General features: G+C 40.1%; 17 protein-coding genes. 8 read left to right on the top strand and 9 right to left on the bottom strand.

Features of this window, described 5'->3' with window-relative positions; translation table 11 throughout:
- Nucleotides 1-102 precede the first annotated feature (102 nt).
- Entirely contained in the window at nucleotides 103-708 is a 606-nt protein-coding gene (locus QUF49_RS15475) for a GNAT family N-acetyltransferase (RefSeq protein ID WP_289496547.1), read from the top strand.
- Between the two features lie 70 nt (nucleotides 709-778).
- Here QUF49_RS15475 and QUF49_RS15480 read toward each other — a convergent pair whose 3' ends face one another.
- From QUF49_RS15480 to QUF49_RS15505, 6 genes are read right to left on the bottom strand one after another with little or no spacing between them, the layout of a single operon-like run.
- On the bottom strand, nucleotides 779-3,655 hold the full coding sequence (locus QUF49_RS15480; RefSeq protein WP_289496548.1) for an ATP-binding protein: 2,877 nt from the start codon (nucleotides 3,653-3,655) through the stop codon (nucleotides 779-781).
- On the bottom strand, nucleotides 3,648-4,013 hold the full coding sequence (locus QUF49_RS15485; RefSeq protein ID WP_289496549.1) for a response regulator: 366 nt from the start codon (nucleotides 4,011-4,013) through the stop codon (nucleotides 3,648-3,650). The genes QUF49_RS15480 and QUF49_RS15485 overlap by 8 nt, the downstream gene beginning before the upstream one ends.
- Nucleotides 4,014-4,016: 3 nt before the next feature.
- Nucleotides 4,017-7,217, bottom strand: coding sequence for a hypothetical protein (locus QUF49_RS15490; protein WP_289496551.1), 3,201 nt, complete (start codon nucleotides 7,215-7,217; stop codon nucleotides 4,017-4,019).
- Nucleotides 7,214-8,647, bottom strand: coding sequence for a glycosyltransferase family 2 protein (locus QUF49_RS15495; RefSeq protein WP_289497677.1), 1,434 nt, complete (start codon nucleotides 8,645-8,647; stop codon nucleotides 7,214-7,216). The genes QUF49_RS15490 and QUF49_RS15495 overlap by 4 nt, the downstream gene beginning before the upstream one ends.
- Nucleotides 8,631-9,686, bottom strand: coding sequence for a HEAT repeat domain-containing protein (locus QUF49_RS15500; RefSeq protein WP_289496552.1), 1,056 nt, complete (start codon nucleotides 9,684-9,686; stop codon nucleotides 8,631-8,633). Before QUF49_RS15500 ends, QUF49_RS15495 begins: the two co-directional genes overlap by 17 nt.
- Nucleotides 9,683-11,287: a GGDEF domain-containing response regulator gene (locus tag QUF49_RS15505; protein ID WP_289496553.1), complete on the bottom strand. Its 1,605-nt coding sequence runs from the start codon at nucleotides 11,285-11,287 to the stop codon at nucleotides 9,683-9,685. The genes QUF49_RS15500 and QUF49_RS15505 overlap by 4 nt, the downstream gene beginning before the upstream one ends.
- 391 nt (nucleotides 11,288-11,678) lie before the next feature.
- Between QUF49_RS15505 and QUF49_RS15510 the strand changes: the two genes are divergently transcribed.
- Nucleotides 11,679-12,959 (top strand): serine dehydratase subunit alpha family protein, encoded by a 1,281-nt coding sequence (locus QUF49_RS15510; protein ID WP_289496554.1) that lies wholly within the window; start codon nucleotides 11,679-11,681, stop codon nucleotides 12,957-12,959.
- Nucleotides 12,960-13,116: 157 nt separating this feature from the next.
- On the opposite strand, the gene QUF49_RS15515 is transcribed toward QUF49_RS15510, so the two are convergent.
- On the bottom strand, nucleotides 13,117-14,730 hold the full coding sequence (locus QUF49_RS15515) for an MDR family MFS transporter (protein WP_289496555.1): 1,614 nt from the start codon (nucleotides 14,728-14,730) through the stop codon (nucleotides 13,117-13,119).
- 11 nt (nucleotides 14,731-14,741) lie between these two features.
- Complete coding sequence (locus QUF49_RS15520; RefSeq protein WP_289496556.1) at nucleotides 14,742-15,626, bottom strand: TetR/AcrR family transcriptional regulator; 885 nt, start codon at nucleotides 15,624-15,626, stop codon at nucleotides 14,742-14,744.
- Nucleotides 15,627-15,780: 154 nt separating this feature from the next.
- On the opposite strand from QUF49_RS15520, the gene QUF49_RS15525 reads away from it, so the two are divergent.
- From QUF49_RS15525 to QUF49_RS15545, 5 genes are read left to right on the top strand one after another with little or no spacing between them, the layout of a single operon-like run.
- Nucleotides 15,781-16,593, top strand: coding sequence for a phosphotransferase family protein (locus QUF49_RS15525; protein WP_289496557.1), 813 nt, complete (start codon nucleotides 15,781-15,783; stop codon nucleotides 16,591-16,593).
- Nucleotides 16,590-17,009: a hypothetical protein gene (locus tag QUF49_RS15530; RefSeq protein WP_289496558.1), complete on the top strand. Its 420-nt coding sequence runs from the start codon at nucleotides 16,590-16,592 to the stop codon at nucleotides 17,007-17,009. Before QUF49_RS15525 ends, QUF49_RS15530 begins: the two co-directional genes overlap by 4 nt.
- Nucleotides 17,010-17,022: 13 nt before the next feature.
- Nucleotides 17,023-17,412 carry a VOC family protein gene (locus tag QUF49_RS15535; RefSeq protein WP_289496559.1) on the top strand — a complete coding sequence of 130 codons (390 nt, stop codon included), beginning with the start codon at nucleotides 17,023-17,025 and terminating at the stop codon, nucleotides 17,410-17,412.
- A gap of 4 nt (nucleotides 17,413-17,416) precedes the next feature.
- The gene (locus tag QUF49_RS15540; protein WP_289496560.1) at nucleotides 17,417-17,881 is read left to right on the top strand and encodes a hypothetical protein; all 465 of its coding nucleotides are present in this window, start codon (nucleotides 17,417-17,419) and stop codon (nucleotides 17,879-17,881) included.
- A gap of 17 nt (nucleotides 17,882-17,898) precedes the next feature.
- Entirely contained in the window at nucleotides 17,899-18,468 is a 570-nt protein-coding gene (locus QUF49_RS15545; protein WP_289496561.1) for a hypothetical protein, read from the top strand.
- A gap of 18 nt (nucleotides 18,469-18,486) precedes the next feature.
- Here the strand turns inward: QUF49_RS15545 and QUF49_RS15550 are convergent, their stop codons facing one another.
- Entirely contained in the window at nucleotides 18,487-19,062 is a 576-nt protein-coding gene (locus tag QUF49_RS15550) for a nucleotidyltransferase family protein (protein WP_289496562.1), read from the bottom strand.
- 499 nt (nucleotides 19,063-19,561) lie between these two features.
- Between QUF49_RS15550 and QUF49_RS15555 the strand changes: the two genes are divergently transcribed.
- Nucleotides 19,562-19,720 (top strand): hypothetical protein, encoded by a 159-nt coding sequence (locus QUF49_RS15555; protein WP_289496563.1) that lies wholly within the window; start codon nucleotides 19,562-19,564, stop codon nucleotides 19,718-19,720.

A 19,720-nucleotide genomic window follows, 5' to 3' on the forward strand; every position in this document is an offset into this window, starting at 1 on the left:
ATTAATATGATCAAAATAAAAAATTCCATTGATTCACCTCTTCATTTTTATATTTAAATATTAACATAAATATCCAATTACTTTGTATGGAGGAGTAAAAACATGAATTATACTTTATTCGCCACACCGACTATTTTAGAAAATGAAGTCATACAGTTGATTCCTATGGAGTACGAGCACTCCGTTCCACTTTATAAAATCAATCACACAGACAATTGGAAATTCATGCTTAGTGTTATCCAATCACAACAAGATATGGACCATTGGGTAACAAATGCCATCGAACTGCGTGAAAAAGGGCATGCCTTACCATTTACCGTTGTTCTAAAGAAAACCAACCAAATCGTTGGCACTACACGTCTTTACGAGATAAATACTGCTCAACGGTCATGTGAGTTAGGTTCTACTTGGTACGGAAAAGATTTTCAGCGTACTTTTGTAAACTCATCATGCAAGCAACTGCTGCTTACATATTGCTTTGAAAGCTTAGATTTTGTACGCGTACAATTCAAAACGGACGAAAGAAATATTCGTTCACAAAAAGCTATTGAGCGATTAGGTGCAACTAAAGAAGGCGTGATGAGGAACGAACGAATTCTATCAGATGGATATATTAGAAATGCTGTTCTCTATTCGATTACAAAAGAAGATTGGAAGAATGTAAAACAAGGGTTTGTTGAAAGAGAAGCTTATTATCTTTCTAAATAACACGTATAAAATGAGCACAAAAAATGTTCATATAAAAAAGCCTGCAGTACTTCATCTGCAGGCTTTCGCATTAATCTTTTGTTTGACTTGGTTCTTCTGGTATGAGAATATGTCCGTTTTTCTCTTTGTTCAACATCACTTGCAAAATAGATGACGTCAACTGGCTTGGCTGATACGGTTTGATCAAGTACCCTGCTGCACCTAAATTAAGTCCTCTTTGCTTTTCATCAAGTGCTGAGGAAATAAAGATTGGAATGTCCTTAGTGACCGGATTACTTTTTAGCGATTGGATTACTTGCCAGCCATCCATTTTACCTTCTAGTAAAATATCAAGAACGATCGCTTCTGGCTTCGTTTCTTCAACCATCTTCACTGCATCTTCACCATTGTTGAACTGCGCGATATGAAATCCGTGCTCCATTAACTCTTCCGTTATCAGTCCTGCGAGGTGCCTGTCATCCTCAATGATAATGATATCCACCTTCTGCCCCTTCGTCTGAGTTAGTGAGGCATTCACATACACATCATCAATGACCGGGAACACTACGGTAAACGTACTTCCTTCACCTAAGTTGGATTCAACAGAGATATGACCTTGGTGTACTTTAACGATCTCTTTAACGATGGCAAGACCAAGTCCTGTACCGCCGATCTTCCTGCGGTCAGAGTTATCCACTCTGTAGAATTTCGTAAACAGATTACCAATCGCAGACTTAGGAATTCCAAGACCCTCATCTTTTATATCTATGATCAGATGATTTTCATTATTGCGTAAGGTGACCAGAACTTTTCCGCCTTCAGGTGAATATTTTACAGCGTTAGAGATCAAGTTCATGAACACTTGAGAAAGCTTGTCTCGGTCACCGAATACCGATAGCTTTTCCGTTTGGACATCAATGTCAAACACGTGCTTTTCGCTATTCACCTTCTGAACATCAATTACGTCTTCAATAATCGGTAAGATAGAGTGATACTTCTTATCGAACTCTTGATTACCGCTCTCCATTTTCTGAACGTCAAGAAAATCGTTTATCAGAGACGTAAGCCTGAAAGCCTCTTGGTGAATGGTCGTTAAGTATTTCTTCTGCCGCTCTGGTTTTAACTCACGTGTCAGCATCAATTCTGTAAATCCAAGTACGCTCGACAAAGGCGTGCGGAGTTCGTGGCTGACAGTCGTTACGAACTCTGACTTCATTTGATCGACTTCATATTCTTTTGTGATATCACGGTACACAATGACCGTACCGAGCTTCGTATCATTTTGAATAAGACTTTCTGAATAGATTTGAATGACTCTCTTTACTTCACCTTCTAGTTCAAACACGTATGAGATGCCGATGTCGTTCTTTTCGTGAACCGCGTTCTCAATAAATGATAGAAGTTTATGAGCTCCATGAACCCTCCCTTTCAAACGGTTGGTCCACTCCTCAAAGCCCATGCTCGTTAATTGTTCCGGGTTATCGCAATTCATAAACTCACAAAACTTTTGATTAGAAGAGATGATATTCCCGTCGTTATCAATAAGTTGAATTCCCTCATGAATGCTGTTCATTACATTTTTCATGGTAACACGCTGTTTCTCACTATCTTCATACAGCTTCAGTTTCTCTAGTGAAAGAGCAACTTGACGGGCTAGACCTTGGTATTCTGTTACCTCATCACACGAATAGGATGAACCTATACGTGTAAGAACGATAACAGCCAAGATTTCACGTTTCCCTGAGAAAATAGGAATATATAAATCACCTGACTTAAACGGTGATTCAATATATCCTTTTTCTGATCGTGATGTATCTCTCATCACTTGATACGATAAGGTGCTTTCCTTTAGCCTGACTAACATTCCAGACTCAGGAAAGTGTTCTAAAAACTGAATTCGCTCACTATCTGACAGCCCTACAGTAGCTGTTTCGCTGCCATCAATCAACCAAATTAATCCTTTACTTGAATAAGTGATCTCCACCATGTTATTGACGATGCTCTTTAAAAGCTGATGCTTATCAAGTGTATTGGAAATGGAGTGAATAAAAGAGTTCATTCGGAGAAGCATCTTTTCATTCTGTTCCGTTGTCGATAGTGCTTCTCGAAGCTTTTCTTGCTGTTCGTTTAGTTCGTCCTGCTGAGCAGCCAGTTCTTCGTTCTGTGCGATCAGTTCTTGTTCATTATTTTGTATGCCTCTAATCATTTTTTCAAATGCTTGAGAGAGCACACCGATTTCATCGAGCCGGTCGGTGTAAGGAATTTTGTCTATATGATCACCCTTTGTGATTTGGGATGAAACATTTGCGATCTCACGCAACGGACTTCCAAATCGTTTCACCATCATACGGATTAGCCCTAAAAAGGCGAGGACCATAAAGATTAGAAACGAAAAATAAATAAGCTGACTCACACTTGTTTTTTGATCTTTCTTACTGTATGTCTCGTCAATATCTTCCTGAATATCAACTTTGTAATTTTCTAAGGATGAGAGCACATTATTTACTTTCTGTGTCCCGCCATCTTGTTGAGACATTTTAACAATTTCATCGATCTGTCCGTTTCTTCTGAATTCGATGGCTTTTGGCAGCAACTCATTGAAATAACTGTCCGTGAACAGCCTTACTTCGGCTAAAATTTCTTCGTCTTTATCAGAGTTGTATTTCTTTTCAAACGTCACAAGATCTGCCTTGATCTGTTCTTCCTTCTTTCCGATCTGCTCAATAAATGCTTCGGATCCAAACGCAAAATAGCCTCTCGAGTCAAACATGATCGAGTTTAAGTTCTCTTTCATGTTTGATACAAAATTTAATTTCTCTTGTTTTGCCGAAATCGCGTGATCAAGGGAGTTCGTTAAGTTTACATGGTAAAGCCTCAGCGATACCATTCCAGCAAGAAGCAAAAACACAAACACTAAGTTGATGATAATTACTTGCCTGCCCAAGCTTCGTCTAAAATAATTACTCACCTAAGATCTCCCCTATCGTTTCAATGAGCTGCTGCGGACTGAACGGCTTTGACATGAAGTAATCAGCCCCCGCTTCCTTCATCCGTTCCCGGTCCGATTGTTGATTTTTTGCTGAAAGAATCATCATCTTAATCTCTTTCTTTTTTAATACCGTCCTCGTTTTCTCAACAACCTCAAGCCCTGTCATACGCGGCATCATATAATCCAATATGACAAGATCGTAGTCGTTCTCTGACAGTCTTTCATACGCTTCCTGACCGTCTGCTGCCTCATCAATCTCATATCCTTCGTCTTCTAGCGTATCAAGAACGAGCATGCGTAAAATTTCTTCATCCTCTGCCAAAAGAATTCTCGCCATGGATCATTCCTCCGATCCCTTCACTTTTTCATACGTTTTCTGCAATTCATAATAAGACTGTTTCAGCCGTTCATGATACAGAGGTTCGTTCCACTCATCCCAACGATATTTCTTTGTTTTTTGAAGGGGAATAACACCATCTTCCGCGACTGGAAGAGAGTCACCGACCTTTTTCCCAGCCTCTTTGTAAGTGAATGCAGCAATCGCAAAACCATCTGTTTTTTCACTTGCACTTAACGTTCCTTTCCACATGTCTCCCATCACTTCATGCAGACTAGGATCTTTCACGTTTAACAGTAGCCATGGAATCCGAAGTTCTACGATTCCTTCTTTTTCATTCACACTTATATCTGTAAGAGAATCATAGTTTTTAAGAGCTGGGTTTCCATTTACGAAATGCAGTTTCCCTGTTTCAAACGACTGGAATGGTATTACTTCCTTCGTACTCGGAATCGTAAGCTCTTTATTTAAAGCCATTATGATGGGATGATAGACGCCATTATTCTTCTTGCTCGCATAATCTTTGTGTTCAATCATGTTAAGCTCATGACCATATAAGTAATAGTTAGCATCATAATAACTGTCAATAAGTATTCTAGATTCCTTTGTATTCACGAGGTTGATTGCAAATTCAGCCCCAGCATCCGTTTGGACTGACCCATTTGGCGAGGACATCTGTCCTTGATCAGGAATCGTATCTACTAAAATCGTTGTATTTAATTTCTCTGAATCTATTATTCCGTTATAATCAACCCGCATATATACATATCGGTTGTCACTCGTTACATATAAAGACTTTAAGTTCTTATTTACAGAAGCGTTTTTTTGATATGGCGCTATGCCTACCCAGTCCTCAACTTCACCGTCAACCTTGATGTGGGACTCTGGATCAAACGAAAGCAGCCCGAACTGCTGTTCATTCGTTTGAGCGTTCGACCAGAACGGTCGTCTGTCTGGATTGTCAAAGTCCATCGTGTTCCACGTACGCTTAAACCATTCATCCTGCCACGTGAATACCATACCGCCCGCCATCTTCTCTTCCACGATGTCTTCAAACAGCCTCGTATCAATCTTGCCCTGCTCTTTTTCGGAATGGTGACCTTGGTTCCAACCAAATGCGTTCTCATGCGTAATGCCTCTCGAGCTTGGAACCCCAAATTCCGCAACAACGACTGGCATCTCATGTATCTTTCTCAAATCGTTTAAATACCCTGCGTAGTTGTTTTTCTTTCCGCGATGATCCACATACTCCAGATACTTTTTCTCGTAGTTTAAAAAGTCAGGATAATACGGATAGACATGATAAGATGCAAAATACCCTGATTTAAAAGAATTCTGTGGCTTAATCACGTTCGGATCCACTGAGACCATATCTTCTTTATCAAAAGGTTCAGCAGGATGCTTTAGCGTATCTGTCGTTACCCAGTTCACATGACTCACAGCGTGCTGCCAGTTATACGTGTCCGTCTCATACTTTGTCGTATAATTCAGCATGGACGCCAGCCAGCTTTCAAATGGAGAAGCGTTAGCACTTGAAAAATAGTCTCCACTATAGCTGATGTTTTCCTGATGTTTCTCATTGGTTGAAACGACGACTTCAGGGTCCCATTCCACACCAAGGATATATCCTAGAACATATTGTGAGATATTGTTTCGATATTCGCCGCCAGCATGCCCTGGTACTTTTGGGATAGAAGCATTTCCGTTAACAATATCCACGACATTCTTGATTTCCTTCTTGAACGTATCGGTAACTTCAGGTGCATAGACATCTTGTTTAACCAACAACTGATCCTCATTTACCCACACGCCATGAAAAAGGAACAACGGTTTTTTGGCAATCTTGTTGTACTCATAAAAAGCCTCATAAAAGCCTGGCGGGTGGATCGTATAAACTCGGATAGCATTCGCGTTCATCTCACCAATCCGTTTGAACCACCGGAAGTATTCACTCTTAGAGATTGCTGTCTCTCCTGGGAAACTGCCAGGTTGGGCAATTCCCATGTTCACCCCTTTTATCAGTATGTCTTCCCATTTTCCATTCTGAAGAACTTGAAGATAATCCCCTTCTGCTCTTGCGTTGATCTTAATGTCATTCTTTTCTTCAACCTCAACACTTTGCTTGCTTCCATTAACAGGCCGGTCATTCTGTAAGATCGACTTCATTAAAGGCAAATACACTTTCCAATAGAACGTACTTCCCTGGCCGTCATCCAGCGCAAACTTTTGTTTAATCCAACTGATTCCCCATGTTTGATACAGTTCTGGAAGCTCCGCTTGATCAGCGTAATCTCCAGCAAAATAAGTAGCTTGATACGCAGCGTTTTGATGATGAATGATTGCTGGGAACACGGCAGGAATCTGGTATTTCTGAAGCTTTTCTTTCCCTGAATCACTTAACTTTAGTTCGTACTTGGCCATGACTTCTTCTTCAGAAAATGATTTTACGATATCAAACCAATAATGATAAGGAACAGAAACATCTAAACCGTACGTTTTCTCTCCATTCTTCGTAAAGAAGAACGATGCACCTTTTTCCTTCATGTCACGATCTTCTAAAACAACCATCTCGCCTCTTTCATGAACAAACAGCATGCCGCCATCTTTGAATGTCCACTCGTCATATCGTTCTTCGTAGTTCTTCTTCACCCATGACGGAACTTCTTTGCCGTTTAAATCTTTGAAATATCTGCCGATCCAGCCGGACCATTCCACGTTTAACAACTCGGAGATCCCTTCACGCGCTTCTTTTCCTGTCGGACTCGCGAATGTGTTAAATTCGGCGATCAGGTCTGTTTTTCCTGACATCACAGCACTTCTGATGTTCTCGACTTCTTTATTGGTCAAACCGCCGTCGACACTCGGTTTGTTATCTTGATCAATCCATTCCACGCCATAACTGTCCGCTATATAAAGGATTTTAGGCTTCTCTTCCTTATGAAACGGTGGTACAGAGCGGCTAAAATGTTTCGTCTCATCGTACGCTTCTCCATACATGTTCTGAACCTTCATATGGTTTAACGCCCATACTAACCCACTATGCTCACGGTACGTCTCTTCTTTCACGGTTTTATCCACGATCGCGACGTTCATTTCTTTTTCTTGTTTCAACCACCACACCCAAAACGGCGAAGTTATGAGTGCGATAACGAGAAAAATAAAGAGCAAAAAGAAACGTTTCCTTGATTTCTGCTGTGTATTCATTGTGAAATTCCCCCGGATATCCCTTTTCGCTTCATTTCTCCCCATGACTTCTTACCTCTGATCGCTTGGATCAACCCCTGGCAGCGCCAAACAACGGTTAACGGACGATACCAAAGCGTTTCCGTTAGAGAGTAGCCGAACAATTTTACAATGTCTGAGATTTTTGGATATTTTCTTAGACTCCACTCTTCTAAAATGACTGCTCCCATTGACGAAAGTGAACCTATCAGAACGGATAACAGGAAAAATAGCAAAGCCATTTCGATATAGATTCCTCCTAGAAAAAAGGAGAGGATGACAAACAGGTAACCACATAGTTCTACAACAGGGCCAGCCAGTTCAATCAGCCAAAAGTATGGAAGTGAGACCATCCCGATTGAACCGTATTTAGGGTTAAAAAGCATCTTCTTATGAATCCATAGACTATCGAACAATCCTCTATGCCAGCGGTTTCTCTGTCTGTGCAAATACTTCAGCTCTTCTGGAGCCTCTGTCCAGCAGACTGGATCTGGCACATAAACGATCTTTTTATTTTCTTTTTTATCTTTGATCAGCTTCTGAAGACGAACGACAAGCTCCATGTCTTCTCCGACCGTATCACGCTTATAACCGCCTGCTTCGATCACCCATTTTTTCGAAAACACGCCAAAGGCACCAGAGATGATCAAAAGCCAGTTATACCGGCTGAGGCCGATGCGTCCCATCAAGAATGCACGCAAATATTCAATCACCTGCATGATGACAATCGGATTTCTTGACAGACCGATGCTCTCTACTTGCCCCTCATGGATATCGCATCCGTTTGCGATTCGGATACTTCCGCCAGACGCGATCACCGTCTCATCTGAATCAATGATCGGTTTCATCACTTTTAGAAAGGCATCACGTTCAAGTACAGAATCACCATCCAACGAACAAAAATACGGATAGCTCGAGACATTAAGACCAGCGTTCAGTGCATCCGCTTTTCCGCCGTTCAACTTATCTACTAGCCATAGATTCGGATAGATAACAGATTGATAGACCCCTTTTATGGTCATGGTCTCGAGTCTTGTCTGAATGACCTTTTTCACCTTTTTCATCTGAAAGTGTTCGATCACCGTTTCAACCGTTCGGTCATTAGAACCATCGTTCACAACGATTACTTCAAACTCCGGATAGTTAATGCTTAAGAGCGAACGGACGCTTCCTTTGATTCCGAGTTCTTCGTTATACGCAGGCACGATAATTGAAACGGGTTTCGTGTAGCTCGCATCCATGTAATCTTCATACCGCTCGAATGAGTCGATCTTCTCCTCACGCTTCAACTGGAAAGCGGCAAGAACAAAAAGCAGACCATAAAAGAGAACAACCCCTGACATATAAAACAAAATAAACCAGCCAAAGACCCGAAGCAGTTCGAGCCATAACTGACTAATAACTGTAACCATCATCTATTCCTCTCTCGATCCATTCAGAAGCCATATCACGGGCAAACGTATCGTCACTCGTAAAGCGAATATCATATAATCGTTCAAGTCCATCTGTATAACTTAAAAAAGCTTTTGCGGCTTGAGCACGCACCATCCAAGATGAATCTCGAATAAGGGTATCCAGAACATCAAGACCGTTTACAACCCGTGTCTTGCCGATTACTTTCGCTGCCATCAATCGCTCTTCCCACTGATCAGATCGGGCGAATTGTTCAACGACATCTGAATCGGACAGGTACCCAACCTCTCCGATCGCCTTCATAGAGCGGATACGAATCTCAAAGCTTTCATCACTCAACTGACTTTCTAAGAACAGAACAAAATCTAGTTTCTTTTGAATGCCGATCATATCGATGATGGCAAGCTTCAAGCGGTCAGGATACAACAGATAATCATCGACAATTCTAATGAACGTCTTTTCGTTCATCCGATTTAAGATGCTTCTGTATTCTAAAACGGACAACGGAACAGCTACGGATTGGAACAGCTCAGATAATGCATCATCTTGATTGTTAGACAAACAACGAAAGATAATCAGCTTTTCTTCTTTTGTTGTCTTTTCATCACTTAACATTTGTTTCAGCACTTCCGATAACGCTCTCATCCTAAATCCATCAATTTTATATAAAACGTTCATCCTGCTGCTCCATTTATTCTGATGAAGGACCACTTTATATCGGTCGTGAAAGAGTTCATCGGCTAATTGTGAGATGCGCTCTTTTCCGTCTCCTTCAATTACGGTTGAATATTCGGTTAATAGTCGTTCAATTGCGATATATTTAATACTTGAATCTGGCACAAGGTGACGAGAGTTCTGTTGCTGATATAAATAAGCATAGACCGTCTTATGGATTTGCTCCATGTAGTTTTTTATCTCTTTTTCTTGAGAAATCTCAAATGCCTTTTTGATTACCAAATATAAAAACATACCGGTTAAAGCACTTAATAAAGCAATGGCCATCCATACTAGGAGCAAAATCTCTTGTGAAAGCATCATTTCACCCTCTGCACTAAAACTTTAACGCGTGCTTCTAGTTCACGGACACTGAAAGGTTTTGTTAAATAATCGTCTGCACCTAGGTTAAGTGCGCGTACGATATCGCCTTCCGCCTTTCGAGCGGTTAGCATTAGAATCGTATATCGGCTGCTGTCTGGATATTGACGCAGCTTTGTAAGAATTTCGATACCATCCATCTTCGGCAAAACGCCATCGAGTATGATCAAGTACTCGTCGTTGGTGTGATGCCACTCATCTTCAAAGAATGAAACACCATCTTGATACGTATATACCTCAAGTTCATACTTCTCTACTTCGAGCTCTTTAAAGAAACTCTCTAGCATTTTACGGATCACTTCAGAATCATCGATGATCGCAACTTTAAGCCGGCGTTTTTTCTCCGTTTGTTCAATTGCAGTTTCTACTCTGCCACGACCGTTTTCTTTTGCTGCATATAGAGCGCTGTCGGCAGTTCTTACCGCTTCCGATAAAGAAATGGGGCTGCTGACCTCATAAACACCTGCCGAAAACGATACGAAGAAGGAATGTTCTTGAAAAGTAAATACGTTTTGACTTAATTTTTCTAACAATCGACAAGCCGTATCTTTCGCTTCCATAAGTTTTGTATAAGGCATGAGGACTAGAAATTCCTCTCCACCGTATCTGACAACCACATCCTGACCTCGAAGGTTTGACTGTACAAAATCTGCAAATTTCACCAACACGTGATCACCCGCAGTATGACCATATGTATCATTGATTTTCTTAAAAAAATCGATATCGATCATGATGAGCGAAAAACTTTCTTTGTGCCTTGTATGTTCAGAAGAGATTCTTTGATACACATCATTTAGAAATTTCCGATTATAAACTTTCGTCAGCTCATCTTTCATAAGAGACTCTTTTACGCTTTTACTTCTCTTCAACTGCCGCTCTATTCTGGCAGCGAACTCGTCCCATTCCATTGTCTTTTCCATAAAATCGTCAGCACCAAGTTTATAAGCTTCAATACGTTGTGCTTTATCGTTAGACGAGCTGATGACGATCACGGGTATTAACTCATGAGCAAGCGTTTCTCTCACTTGTCTGATCAGTTCATCACCACCGAACTCAGTAGAATTACTCACAATCATACAATCGGGATGTAAGTCATAAAACATCGACAGTGCTTTTTCAATCGTCGGTGAAACGACAACCGCCCAGCCGTTGTTCTCTAATTTTTCTTTACTATGAATCAGATAGGGAATGTCTTGATCAACAATTAAAAGAAGAGGCTTATTTTGTTCTGAAAGCGGAGTATGTTCAGTAGGTACGGTTAAGACCTTACTCGGAGCAAACAAGTTCGTAACAGGACTCAAAAAGTGAACAGCATCATCAGAACTCCAGCTTTTTTGTTCCGCTTCATTTATTTTGTTCATCAATTGAGCAGCTGCGTTCGATATCTCTTGAAGAGAGATCGTACCCGCCGTCCCTGTGATCGTATGCAAGAATTGATGAAGCTCCTCGTTTGTTACGATGCTCTGCGCCTGTTTCCATTCATGTATTTGTTGCTTGATCTTTTTTTCAAGCATTAACTGATATTTTGATAATTTGGAATCCATATAAAAACTCCCTACAAAGGTGTTAGATGATACTTATTTATAATAATTTTAATTTATGTCGGTGACTAGTGATTTCGTACAGATTTTCAAAAAAGTTCCTTTTCTCCCACTATACCTTTACATCAAAAGAACTTTTAAACAAAACCATGTCATATTCATGGATTGTCCTTGTTCTTTTGTCTTACATCACAGGCATTCATGATATGAATTAGGAAAAAGGGTGGTGTTATATAGGGATTGCTTAAGTAAAACTAGCGTCTAAATACCTGCATTCCTGGTCTGTTTTAGTAGATAGTGGATGAATTGAAAATTGATAAGACTTTCCTCTTCTTTTCACTGCAACGAACCGTTATTCTTAAGAAAGAGATTATAGGGGATGGGGTTGAAAATCATGATAACGGAAAAGATATACGACCTTTTGGAAAAAGAACTCGTTGTGGCGCTCGGCTGTACAGAGCCAGTTGCGATCGCACTTGCTTCTGCAACTGCTAAACAATACATTGGTGGTGAAGTAACTGGGATCTCAGTAAAAGCGAGCGGAAACGTAATAAAGAATGCTTTATCTGTAGGTATTCCCGGCATGAATCATACCGGAATCGATTTTACAGCCGCTCTTGGTGTGATTGCAGGCGACCCGGCGAAAGAGTTACGCGTACTGGAAGGCGTGACGAAGAAAGAGGAAGATTACGCTGTGGCGCTTGTCCAGGGAGGTATTGTATCGGTTTCAACAGCTGCAGGAACTGAAAAATTATATATAGAAGTTGAACTGAAATCATCGTCCGATCAAGTTGTTGTAATCATATCAGGCGATCATACAAATGTAAGCTACATTTCTCATAACGGGCAGGTACTGGTTGATCAATCAAAACAAAGTCCCTCTTCTACGACAACCAAAGATTCTTTTCCTGAGCTATCCATTGAAGACTTATATGACTTTATCATCGCCGTTCCTCTATACCGATTGGATCTTGTTAAAAGAAGCGTGGAGTTAAACCGAGCGATTTGTGAAGAAGGCCTTGCTAACGAATATGGATTAAAAGTCGGAAAAACACTATACGATCAAACAAAAAAAGGCATTCTCTCCGACGATATTGCCACGTATAGCATGGCTCTGTCAGCTGCTGGTTCTGACGCGAGAATGGCTGGCTCCACGATGCCTGTAATGGCGAACTCCGGCAGCGGTAATCAAGGGATTGCTGTTACCATGCCTGTTGTAGCGGCTGCTGAAAAATTAGGTGCAACAGAAGAAAAAATGTTGCGCGCTGTGACCTTAAGTCATCTTTTATCGATCTATATGAAGTCAAAATTCGGACGATTATCTGCGCTTTGTGGCGTGACAGTTGCGGGTGCGAGTGCCTCAGCTGCCATCACCTACTTGCTGGATGATAACCTAGATAAAATGAAAGCTGCGATTCAAAACACGTTAGGCAATGTGAGTGGAATGGTGTGTGACGGAGCGAAAGCTGGCTGCGCCATGAAGGTGGCGACATGTTCGAGCGCTGCCGTTCAATCCGCTATCCTTGCGTCAAACGGGTTATGTATTCCATCCACGAACGGTTTTATCGAAGAAGATGTGGAACAGACGATTGAGAACTTCTGCAGGCTTGGGAATGAAACTTCGAGTACAACGGATTCTGTGCTGTTAGATATGATGGTGAACAAACAGCGCTAAAAATTTGAAATAAAGTGAAAAATCAACACAAAGTAGTATGATATCAACAATATCTTGTAGGATATCAACTTAAATTTGTCGGATATCAACAAACTTAGAACATATATCAACAATCGGAAAAAAAAGAGCTGATCATCGCGATCAGCTCTTTCTCATTTTATTCAGTTGCTAACTTATTAGATGATGGTTGCTCATCCTCATTGCCTTGTTCTTCAAAATCAACAGACTTTTCTTTTACGATGCGGCTCTTCCCTACCGATAACGCCACAACAATTCCAATCGCAATAAAGATCAGCCCAGTTAAGAACACACTTGAAAAAGATGTTGACCACACGTCTTTGATTGCTGCTATTACAGGTGTTTTTAGCTCATCAGGTAATGGTAATAATCCTGGGTTGATCAAGATCCCGAACATCGCGTCTGTCTTTTTCCCGATTTCTTGGAGTGCGTTCCCAAGAATCGGATTAGATGCGCTGTTTGCTGCATCACTCATTTTATCTGTAAGCGAGTGGTTCATTACTGCATTTAGAATCGTAATCCCTATCGTACCACCGATCGAACGGAAGAACGTTGATGCGGATGTTACTTCCCCAAGCTGGGATTTTGGAAACTCGTTTTGCACAGCGATCATCAGTGTTGGCATAACAAGACCCATACCGAATCCTAGAACAACCATGTACGCGTATGCTGTATACTCATTCGAGTCCACACCCATTGTGCTCATAAGGAAGAATCCAACGGCTGTAATCACCATACCTGCTGTGAGTACTGTTCTGAACTTAAGTTTTAATAGTAGCCTGCCACCGATAATACTTGCTGTGATAAGCGCAATCATCATCGGCGTCATTGTTGATCCTGCTTTTGTCGGGCTAACGCCTAAGATTCCTTGCATGTACATCGGTACGAACATGATGGCACCAAACATACCTAGACCAAGTAAAAATCCTAAGATGTTCGTTGTTGCAAAGACCCGATTTTTAAAGAGTGAAAGATTTAAGATTGGTTCAACTGCTCGTTTTTCAATAATGATAAACAACGCGAGAAGGACAATAAATCCGCTGAATAACAGGTAGCTTGTTGTTGACTGCCATTCAAATTTATCTCCGCCAAAGGTAAGACCTAAGAGCAGCAAGACAACTGCTGGAATCAGCGTGAAAATACCAAAGTAATCAATGTTCACTTTTCCTTTTGCAGCTCTAACTGTTTCGTTCTTCATTCCGATTACGATCATAGCTGTAGATATCATTCCAAATGGTACGTTGATTAAGAAGATCCAGTGCCAGCTGATATGATCAACCATAAGTCCACCGATAAAAGGACCGATTACAGAACTTAATCCGTAGATTGCACCGAACACTCCTTGCCATTTCGCACGCTGTTCAGCTGTAAAAATGTCTCCAATGATCGTTTGTGATAGAGGCATGATCATTCCTCCACCAATCCCTTGAAGACCACGATAAATAATCAGTTCTTCCATTGTATTTGCTGTTCCACATAGTGCAGAGCCTAATATAAAAATGAAGTTTCCAAGCAAATAAAGTTTTCTTCGTCCGTAAAGGTCAGAAAGTTTCCCTACGATTGGAACGACAGTTGTAGATGTAATCAAGTATGCGGTCGTCACCCAAGCAAAGATCGAAAATCCGTTCAAATCGGCAATAATCGTCGGCATTGCAGTACCAACAATGGTTTGTTCAAGTGCACTAAAGAACATCCCGATGATCAGACCCGCTAATATGAGTTTTGTGTTTAACGGTTTTTGTGCTGTTTCCATATATACTCTCCTTATAAAAGCTGAACGTTCAAGACTTTTGCGATTCGTTCACGCTCTTTTTCAATTCGTTTGATTTCTCGTAAATTGGCAAGCATGCCTTGAATGAGCATCTTTTGCGGCTGCTCTTTCTTTATTTCTTGCGCGATGAAATCAAGAACTTGAAAATAATCATTTCTCAAATCTTCGGCGATTAATTCTTGATCTATTAAATCCTTCATATTGTTAAGTAATTCTTTCACTTCTTCTTCAATGACTTCTTTTTCTGTCCATGGCTTTAACTTTCGATCCATGACTTGTTTGTCAATGATAGGAGCTCTTTTCGTTTGTTGAATCCCCGTAATGACATCGTCAAACCTTTCCATAAGATAAGGAGCAAAATTCTCCAGATCAACAGGCTCTTCATTGAACATAAATGCACGGATAAAAGACTGCTTCATCCCTTCACAGATCGTGATGATATCCGCTAAGTATGGTTTGATCTCCACACCATAAATTTGTAAAAAGTGGTTCTCATACCACTTGGACATCTCAAAGAAATTCTTGCGGATAAAAAGCTGAATGCCTTTAATAATGGATGCATTCTGCTCACGAAAATGCATCTGCATAAACGGTTTGTGTGCCATATAATTTTCAAGCTGCACCTTCAACTGCTTTTCCATCCGTTCTTTCGGGCATAAATCTTCACTTACTTGCTGCATGCCAGAACGCATTTTCTCACTATAATAATCAAAAATCTCTATTATTAACTCATCCTTAGATGGAAAATACGTATAAAATCCACCTTTTGAAATATTAAGTGCCGTTGCGATCTCTTGCACTGTAGTTGCATGAAATCCTTTTTCAGCAAACATCTCAATGGCTTTCTCTATGATTTCAACTCGCTTATCTTTTTTCATCCTTCACCTCTTTGACCGACTAGTCATTCAATAACATACGCTAGTATACTCCGTTTATGACCAGTCAGTCAAACAAAATTTTTATACCTTCACCACTTGGAATATGTGCTAAAATTATCCATATATAGAAATGAACTAGAGGAGTTCAGAATACGTGAAACAATTACATGTAATTGGTGAAGGAAGTACTGCGCAGATCGTCGCCCTTTCACCCGAAAAAGTGGCAAAACTCTTTTATGATCACGTACCAGATCATGCTATTGAACATGAATACATGATCGGTAAAAGGATCAGCGACACAGGACTTCCGGTACCTTTTGTATATCAAATCGAACATATCATAGAAAAAAGAGCGCTCATTTATGAAAGAATTAATGGTTTTACAATGACGAGTTACTTCGGCAGTCACCCCTGGCAGGCCATACACCTTATGAGACGAATGGCAAAACTTCAAGTAGGTGTTCATGAAAAAAAGCTTTCTTCCCTACCCGTTCAACGAGAGGTTTTATTAAGAAAGATTGAATCTGTTCATGAACTGAATAACGATGATAAAAGAAAAATATATCAGCACCTAGAAAAACTGCCCGATGGTGAATCTTTATGTCACGGTGATTTTCATCCAGACAATATCCTGCTCCCTAAAAAAGGCCCTATCATAATCGACTGGGCTGACGCTACAAGAGGAAACAGAATGGCTGATTTAGCTCGCACTCTGCTCATCTTACGTTTCGGCGGTCTATCCGAGGATATATCTTCAATAAATTTAAGAACGATTTTATATGTACGTAAATTTTTAGCAAAGTACTATAAAAATAGCTATAATAGACATTACGCTTTTTCAGCAGAATCGTTGAACAAGTGGATGGTCCCTATTGCTGCAGCAAGGTTGAGTGAAAAGCTTCCACACCACGAAAAAAAGAAGTTAGTTTCTATTGTTCAAACTTACTTAAAGGATGAAGGCTTTTGAAAAATAAATATTTGCTGATGCTTCTTTTGTTGTTAACAACCGGCTGTAGCGATCCATCTCCATTACGATCAAATATAGAGGTACAAATCAACCAAGTATTCGGAACAAAATTTGGATTGATTGACCAGGTAATTATAAAAGATCTTAAGAAAAAAGAAACCGTAACCGTATTGAATCCTGAACTTTTCTCAAACAGCCTAGGTAAAATGAAAAAGATTGATACACACTCTCTCAAACCCGATTATTCGTTTTTCCTCAAGACCTCAAAGGAATCTGAGGAATTCAGCAGAGAACAAACATATGCAACACTTCTTTACAATGCTGAAAAAGAAATAATCTGTACTGAAAATAAAAAAGTCTGTTATGAAACTTCTGAGTCACTAAGAACGTTTCTAGAAGACAATAATATTAAGTAAAGGAGAATTACATATGATATATGAAATGACTGTTCAAGTTCGTGTTGCTAACATGACTGAAGGACAGCGATATTATGAAACGCTGCTGAACCGTCCACCAGACTTCAATCCACATGATGGATTCGCAGAATGGGAACTGCTTCCTAACTGCTGGCTGCAGGTAGCAGAAGGAACTCCCACAGAAGGAAACGGACCGATTCGTTTAGGTGTTATGGATCTTGATGGTGAACGTACACGTTTGATTAAGAATTTAAACATTGAACACTTTGAGATTTTTGAACGCGATGAAGTTCCTGTAAGATGGGCTACTTTTTCAGATCCTTGGGGAAACCGCTTAGGATTGTTTGAATACAAAGATGAAGAAGCTACGTATGAAAAGCTTCAACAGGCAGTAAGGAGATAGATTTATGAGAGTCATCGTTTCATCCGTAATATCCGTGCTTTTTGGCGCATTATTCTTTTTTGCTATTCCTGGTGGAAACCCACTAGAACTTAGAACGCAAAGTGTGTTATTCGGTCTATTTTTTGGAATTATTACAGCACTTCCTTTTTTTCTTTTTTGCACACTTCCCGTAGCCTTTATTATCGAATCATCCAAAGATAAAATGAGATTAAAATTCCGATTTCACTTGCTTTTATATATTGCACTTAGTGTCATTTTTCTGCTCATCTATCGTTTCACCATTTTCTATTGGGCAAAGTTTGAAGGACTCAATACGTTTGCCGTCTTTGGATATGGAATCACTTGTTCAATTGGATTTTGTTTGAGTTACGCTTTGTTTAAACCTAGAAAAAGAAGAGAACCAAAGGAACCTAAAGAGCCTACTGATCCATCAGGTCCTAGAAGATACAGAAGTAAAAGTACGGTTTAATTAAAGGAGCTATGGGGATGAGGAGAATAGCAGTAGTATGTTCTGTTATTATCTTAGTTTTATTGTTGGTTTCAAATTGGTTTTATCCATTTTCATCAATTAGTTCAAATAAAACCTTGGTGTACAATGCTGATAACATAATCGTCGATGATTATCAGAAAGAGCTGAAGCAGTTTAAGAAAGATTATGAATCTGAAACTTCAACAACTAAGGATGATTCCACTTTCAACCGTATTCCATTTATTCTTTCTGTGTACGAACAACCATGGCTGTTAAGCAAAGGAGATACAGCTATTTCAAAAGACTCGCTAGATCGAATGTTAGCTGAAACAAAAGAGTCGAGAGAAATAATCCTTCTCCTGGCTTTTGAAGCTAATTACAATATGAGCACCAAATCCTACTTAAAAATGCTGTTAAACCAGACGCTGTCACTCGAAGAAGAGATTCAGACCGTTCAACAATCTAATATGAATACACGAAAAACACTAGACCGACAGCTTCGTAACCTGCATGTACATTATATTTCTAATTTCCAGCTCTTAATAAATTTTCACGAAGAATATATGAGATCCCAGAAAAAAGCTTGAGACATCTGTTCAAGCTTTTTAGCATTCTGCAATTTTTACTTTGTGCCAAGTTGATTCCCAATTCTTGTTTTTAACACGTTCTCGATACTTGTTTCTTCTTTCTTCTGTTTGTTTATACATGTCAGTTGGTCTCACTTCCATATGTAAAACATCATGCAGTCCACACGGTGCAGCTAAGATCACTTCATCCTTGTCACCCAGTGTAACCCCGAGAGCCGTCACGGTTTCAGGAAACTTAGAAATCGCATCAACTGTTGAGGTATAAGGCTCAAAATCATGATTTACGAGATGCATTCTTGCTTCATTTTTAACAGACCATGGTAATTCCGGCATCGCTCTATGAAGCATGTCTTCGTAAACTTTTTCATTCTCTTTCTGAATGTTATTGCGATCAAAATATACGACATCAATATCACCTAATGATGTTCTTTCTTCAAAATCATGCAGCGTGTCCCATACTTTAGAACGAACAAACCCTGCACAAATCCACCAGTCTGGTAATTTTAGTGTTTTGGCAGCTCGTAAAACACTCATCATCCAGTCATCTTTTTCAATAATATCAATTATGTATTGTTGCTGATCCAAACTGTTCATCCACTCTTTTCTCTTTATTTACGGCTGATTTTGCAAACTATGTTGCTTTTGAAAGTGGTTGATCTCCTTTCCAGACTGCTCGCTTTCCGCGGGGCAGGCGGTGAGCCACATTCGTACGTTCCACTCTTAAGTGTCTCACCTTTCTAGTTGCAGTGGCTAGCCCCTCTAGGTCAAAAGCTAAATGATCCAGAAGGCAAAGTGCGCCTTCCTAGCTCATTCACCTTTTGCTTGTCGGGGCTGGACGAGCCACTTCCACTTTTCGGACTGCCAGCCTGTCCCGCAGGAGTCTCGCATCTTACACTCCAATCAACAATCATAAAAGAGAAAATTTGAAAGCAACACTCTTTTAGAAAAGAGCCTTATTTATATAAGGATACAACAACAACCTAGTCATATTAATTCCACACACAATATGGATAAAAAAAATTGACAAAATCGAGCACAGCATCATATGATAATAGTAACTTCATAACTCCTAAAGGGGAGTAGCTTTTACAATATGGTCGTCATTTCGGAGCTTCGTGCTCTCGGCTATATTGGCAACTTTACTGTTGTTAGCAAGACCTTTACCGTTCGGCTGGTAAAGGTCTCTTTTTATGTAAGACCTTTGCCTGCTATGGGTAAAGGTCTTTTTTATGTTTTTAAACAAAATCATTAA

Source organism: Fictibacillus sp. b24, from assembly GCF_030348825.1.
GTDB lineage: Bacteria > Bacillota > Bacilli > Bacillales > Fictibacillaceae > Fictibacillus.

What these genes read in the sequence shown, in the direction of transcription:
- QUF49_RS15475 (WP_289496547.1), top strand. Translation starts at nt 103, where the DNA reads ATGAATTATACTTTATTCGCCACACCGACTATTTTAGAAAATGAAGTC.
- QUF49_RS15485 (WP_289496549.1), bottom strand. Translation starts at nt 4,013, where the DNA reads ATGGCGAGAATTCTTTTGGCAGAGGATGAAGAAATTTTACGCATGCTC.
- QUF49_RS15490 (WP_289496551.1), bottom strand. Translation starts at nt 7,217, where the DNA reads ATGAATACACAGCAGAAATCAAGGAAACGTTTCTTTTTGCTCTTTATT.
- QUF49_RS15495 (WP_289497677.1), bottom strand. Translation starts at nt 8,647, where the DNA reads ATGGTTACAGTTATTAGTCAGTTATGGCTCGAACTGCTTCGGGTCTTT.
- QUF49_RS15500 (WP_289496552.1), bottom strand. Translation starts at nt 9,686, where the DNA reads ATGATGCTTTCACAAGAGATTTTGCTCCTAGTATGGATGGCCATTGCT.
- QUF49_RS15505 (WP_289496553.1), bottom strand. Translation starts at nt 11,287, where the DNA reads ATGGATTCCAAATTATCAAAATATCAGTTAATGCTTGAAAAAAAGATC.
- QUF49_RS15510 (WP_289496554.1), top strand. Translation starts at nt 11,679, where the DNA reads ATGATAACGGAAAAGATATACGACCTTTTGGAAAAAGAACTCGTTGTG.
- QUF49_RS15515 (WP_289496555.1), bottom strand. Translation starts at nt 14,730, where the DNA reads ATGGAAACAGCACAAAAACCGTTAAACACAAAACTCATATTAGCGGGT.
- QUF49_RS15520 (WP_289496556.1), bottom strand. Translation starts at nt 15,626, where the DNA reads ATGAAAAAAGATAAGCGAGTTGAAATCATAGAGAAAGCCATTGAGATG.
- QUF49_RS15535 (WP_289496559.1), top strand. Translation starts at nt 17,023, where the DNA reads ATGATATATGAAATGACTGTTCAAGTTCGTGTTGCTAACATGACTGAA.
- QUF49_RS15540 (WP_289496560.1), top strand. Translation starts at nt 17,417, where the DNA reads ATGAGAGTCATCGTTTCATCCGTAATATCCGTGCTTTTTGGCGCATTA.
- QUF49_RS15545 (WP_289496561.1), top strand. Translation starts at nt 17,899, where the DNA reads ATGAGGAGAATAGCAGTAGTATGTTCTGTTATTATCTTAGTTTTATTG.
- QUF49_RS15550 (WP_289496562.1), bottom strand. Translation starts at nt 19,062, where the DNA reads ATGAACAGTTTGGATCAGCAACAATACATAATTGATATTATTGAAAAA.
- QUF49_RS15555 (WP_289496563.1), top strand. Translation starts at nt 19,562, where the DNA reads ATGGTCGTCATTTCGGAGCTTCGTGCTCTCGGCTATATTGGCAACTTT.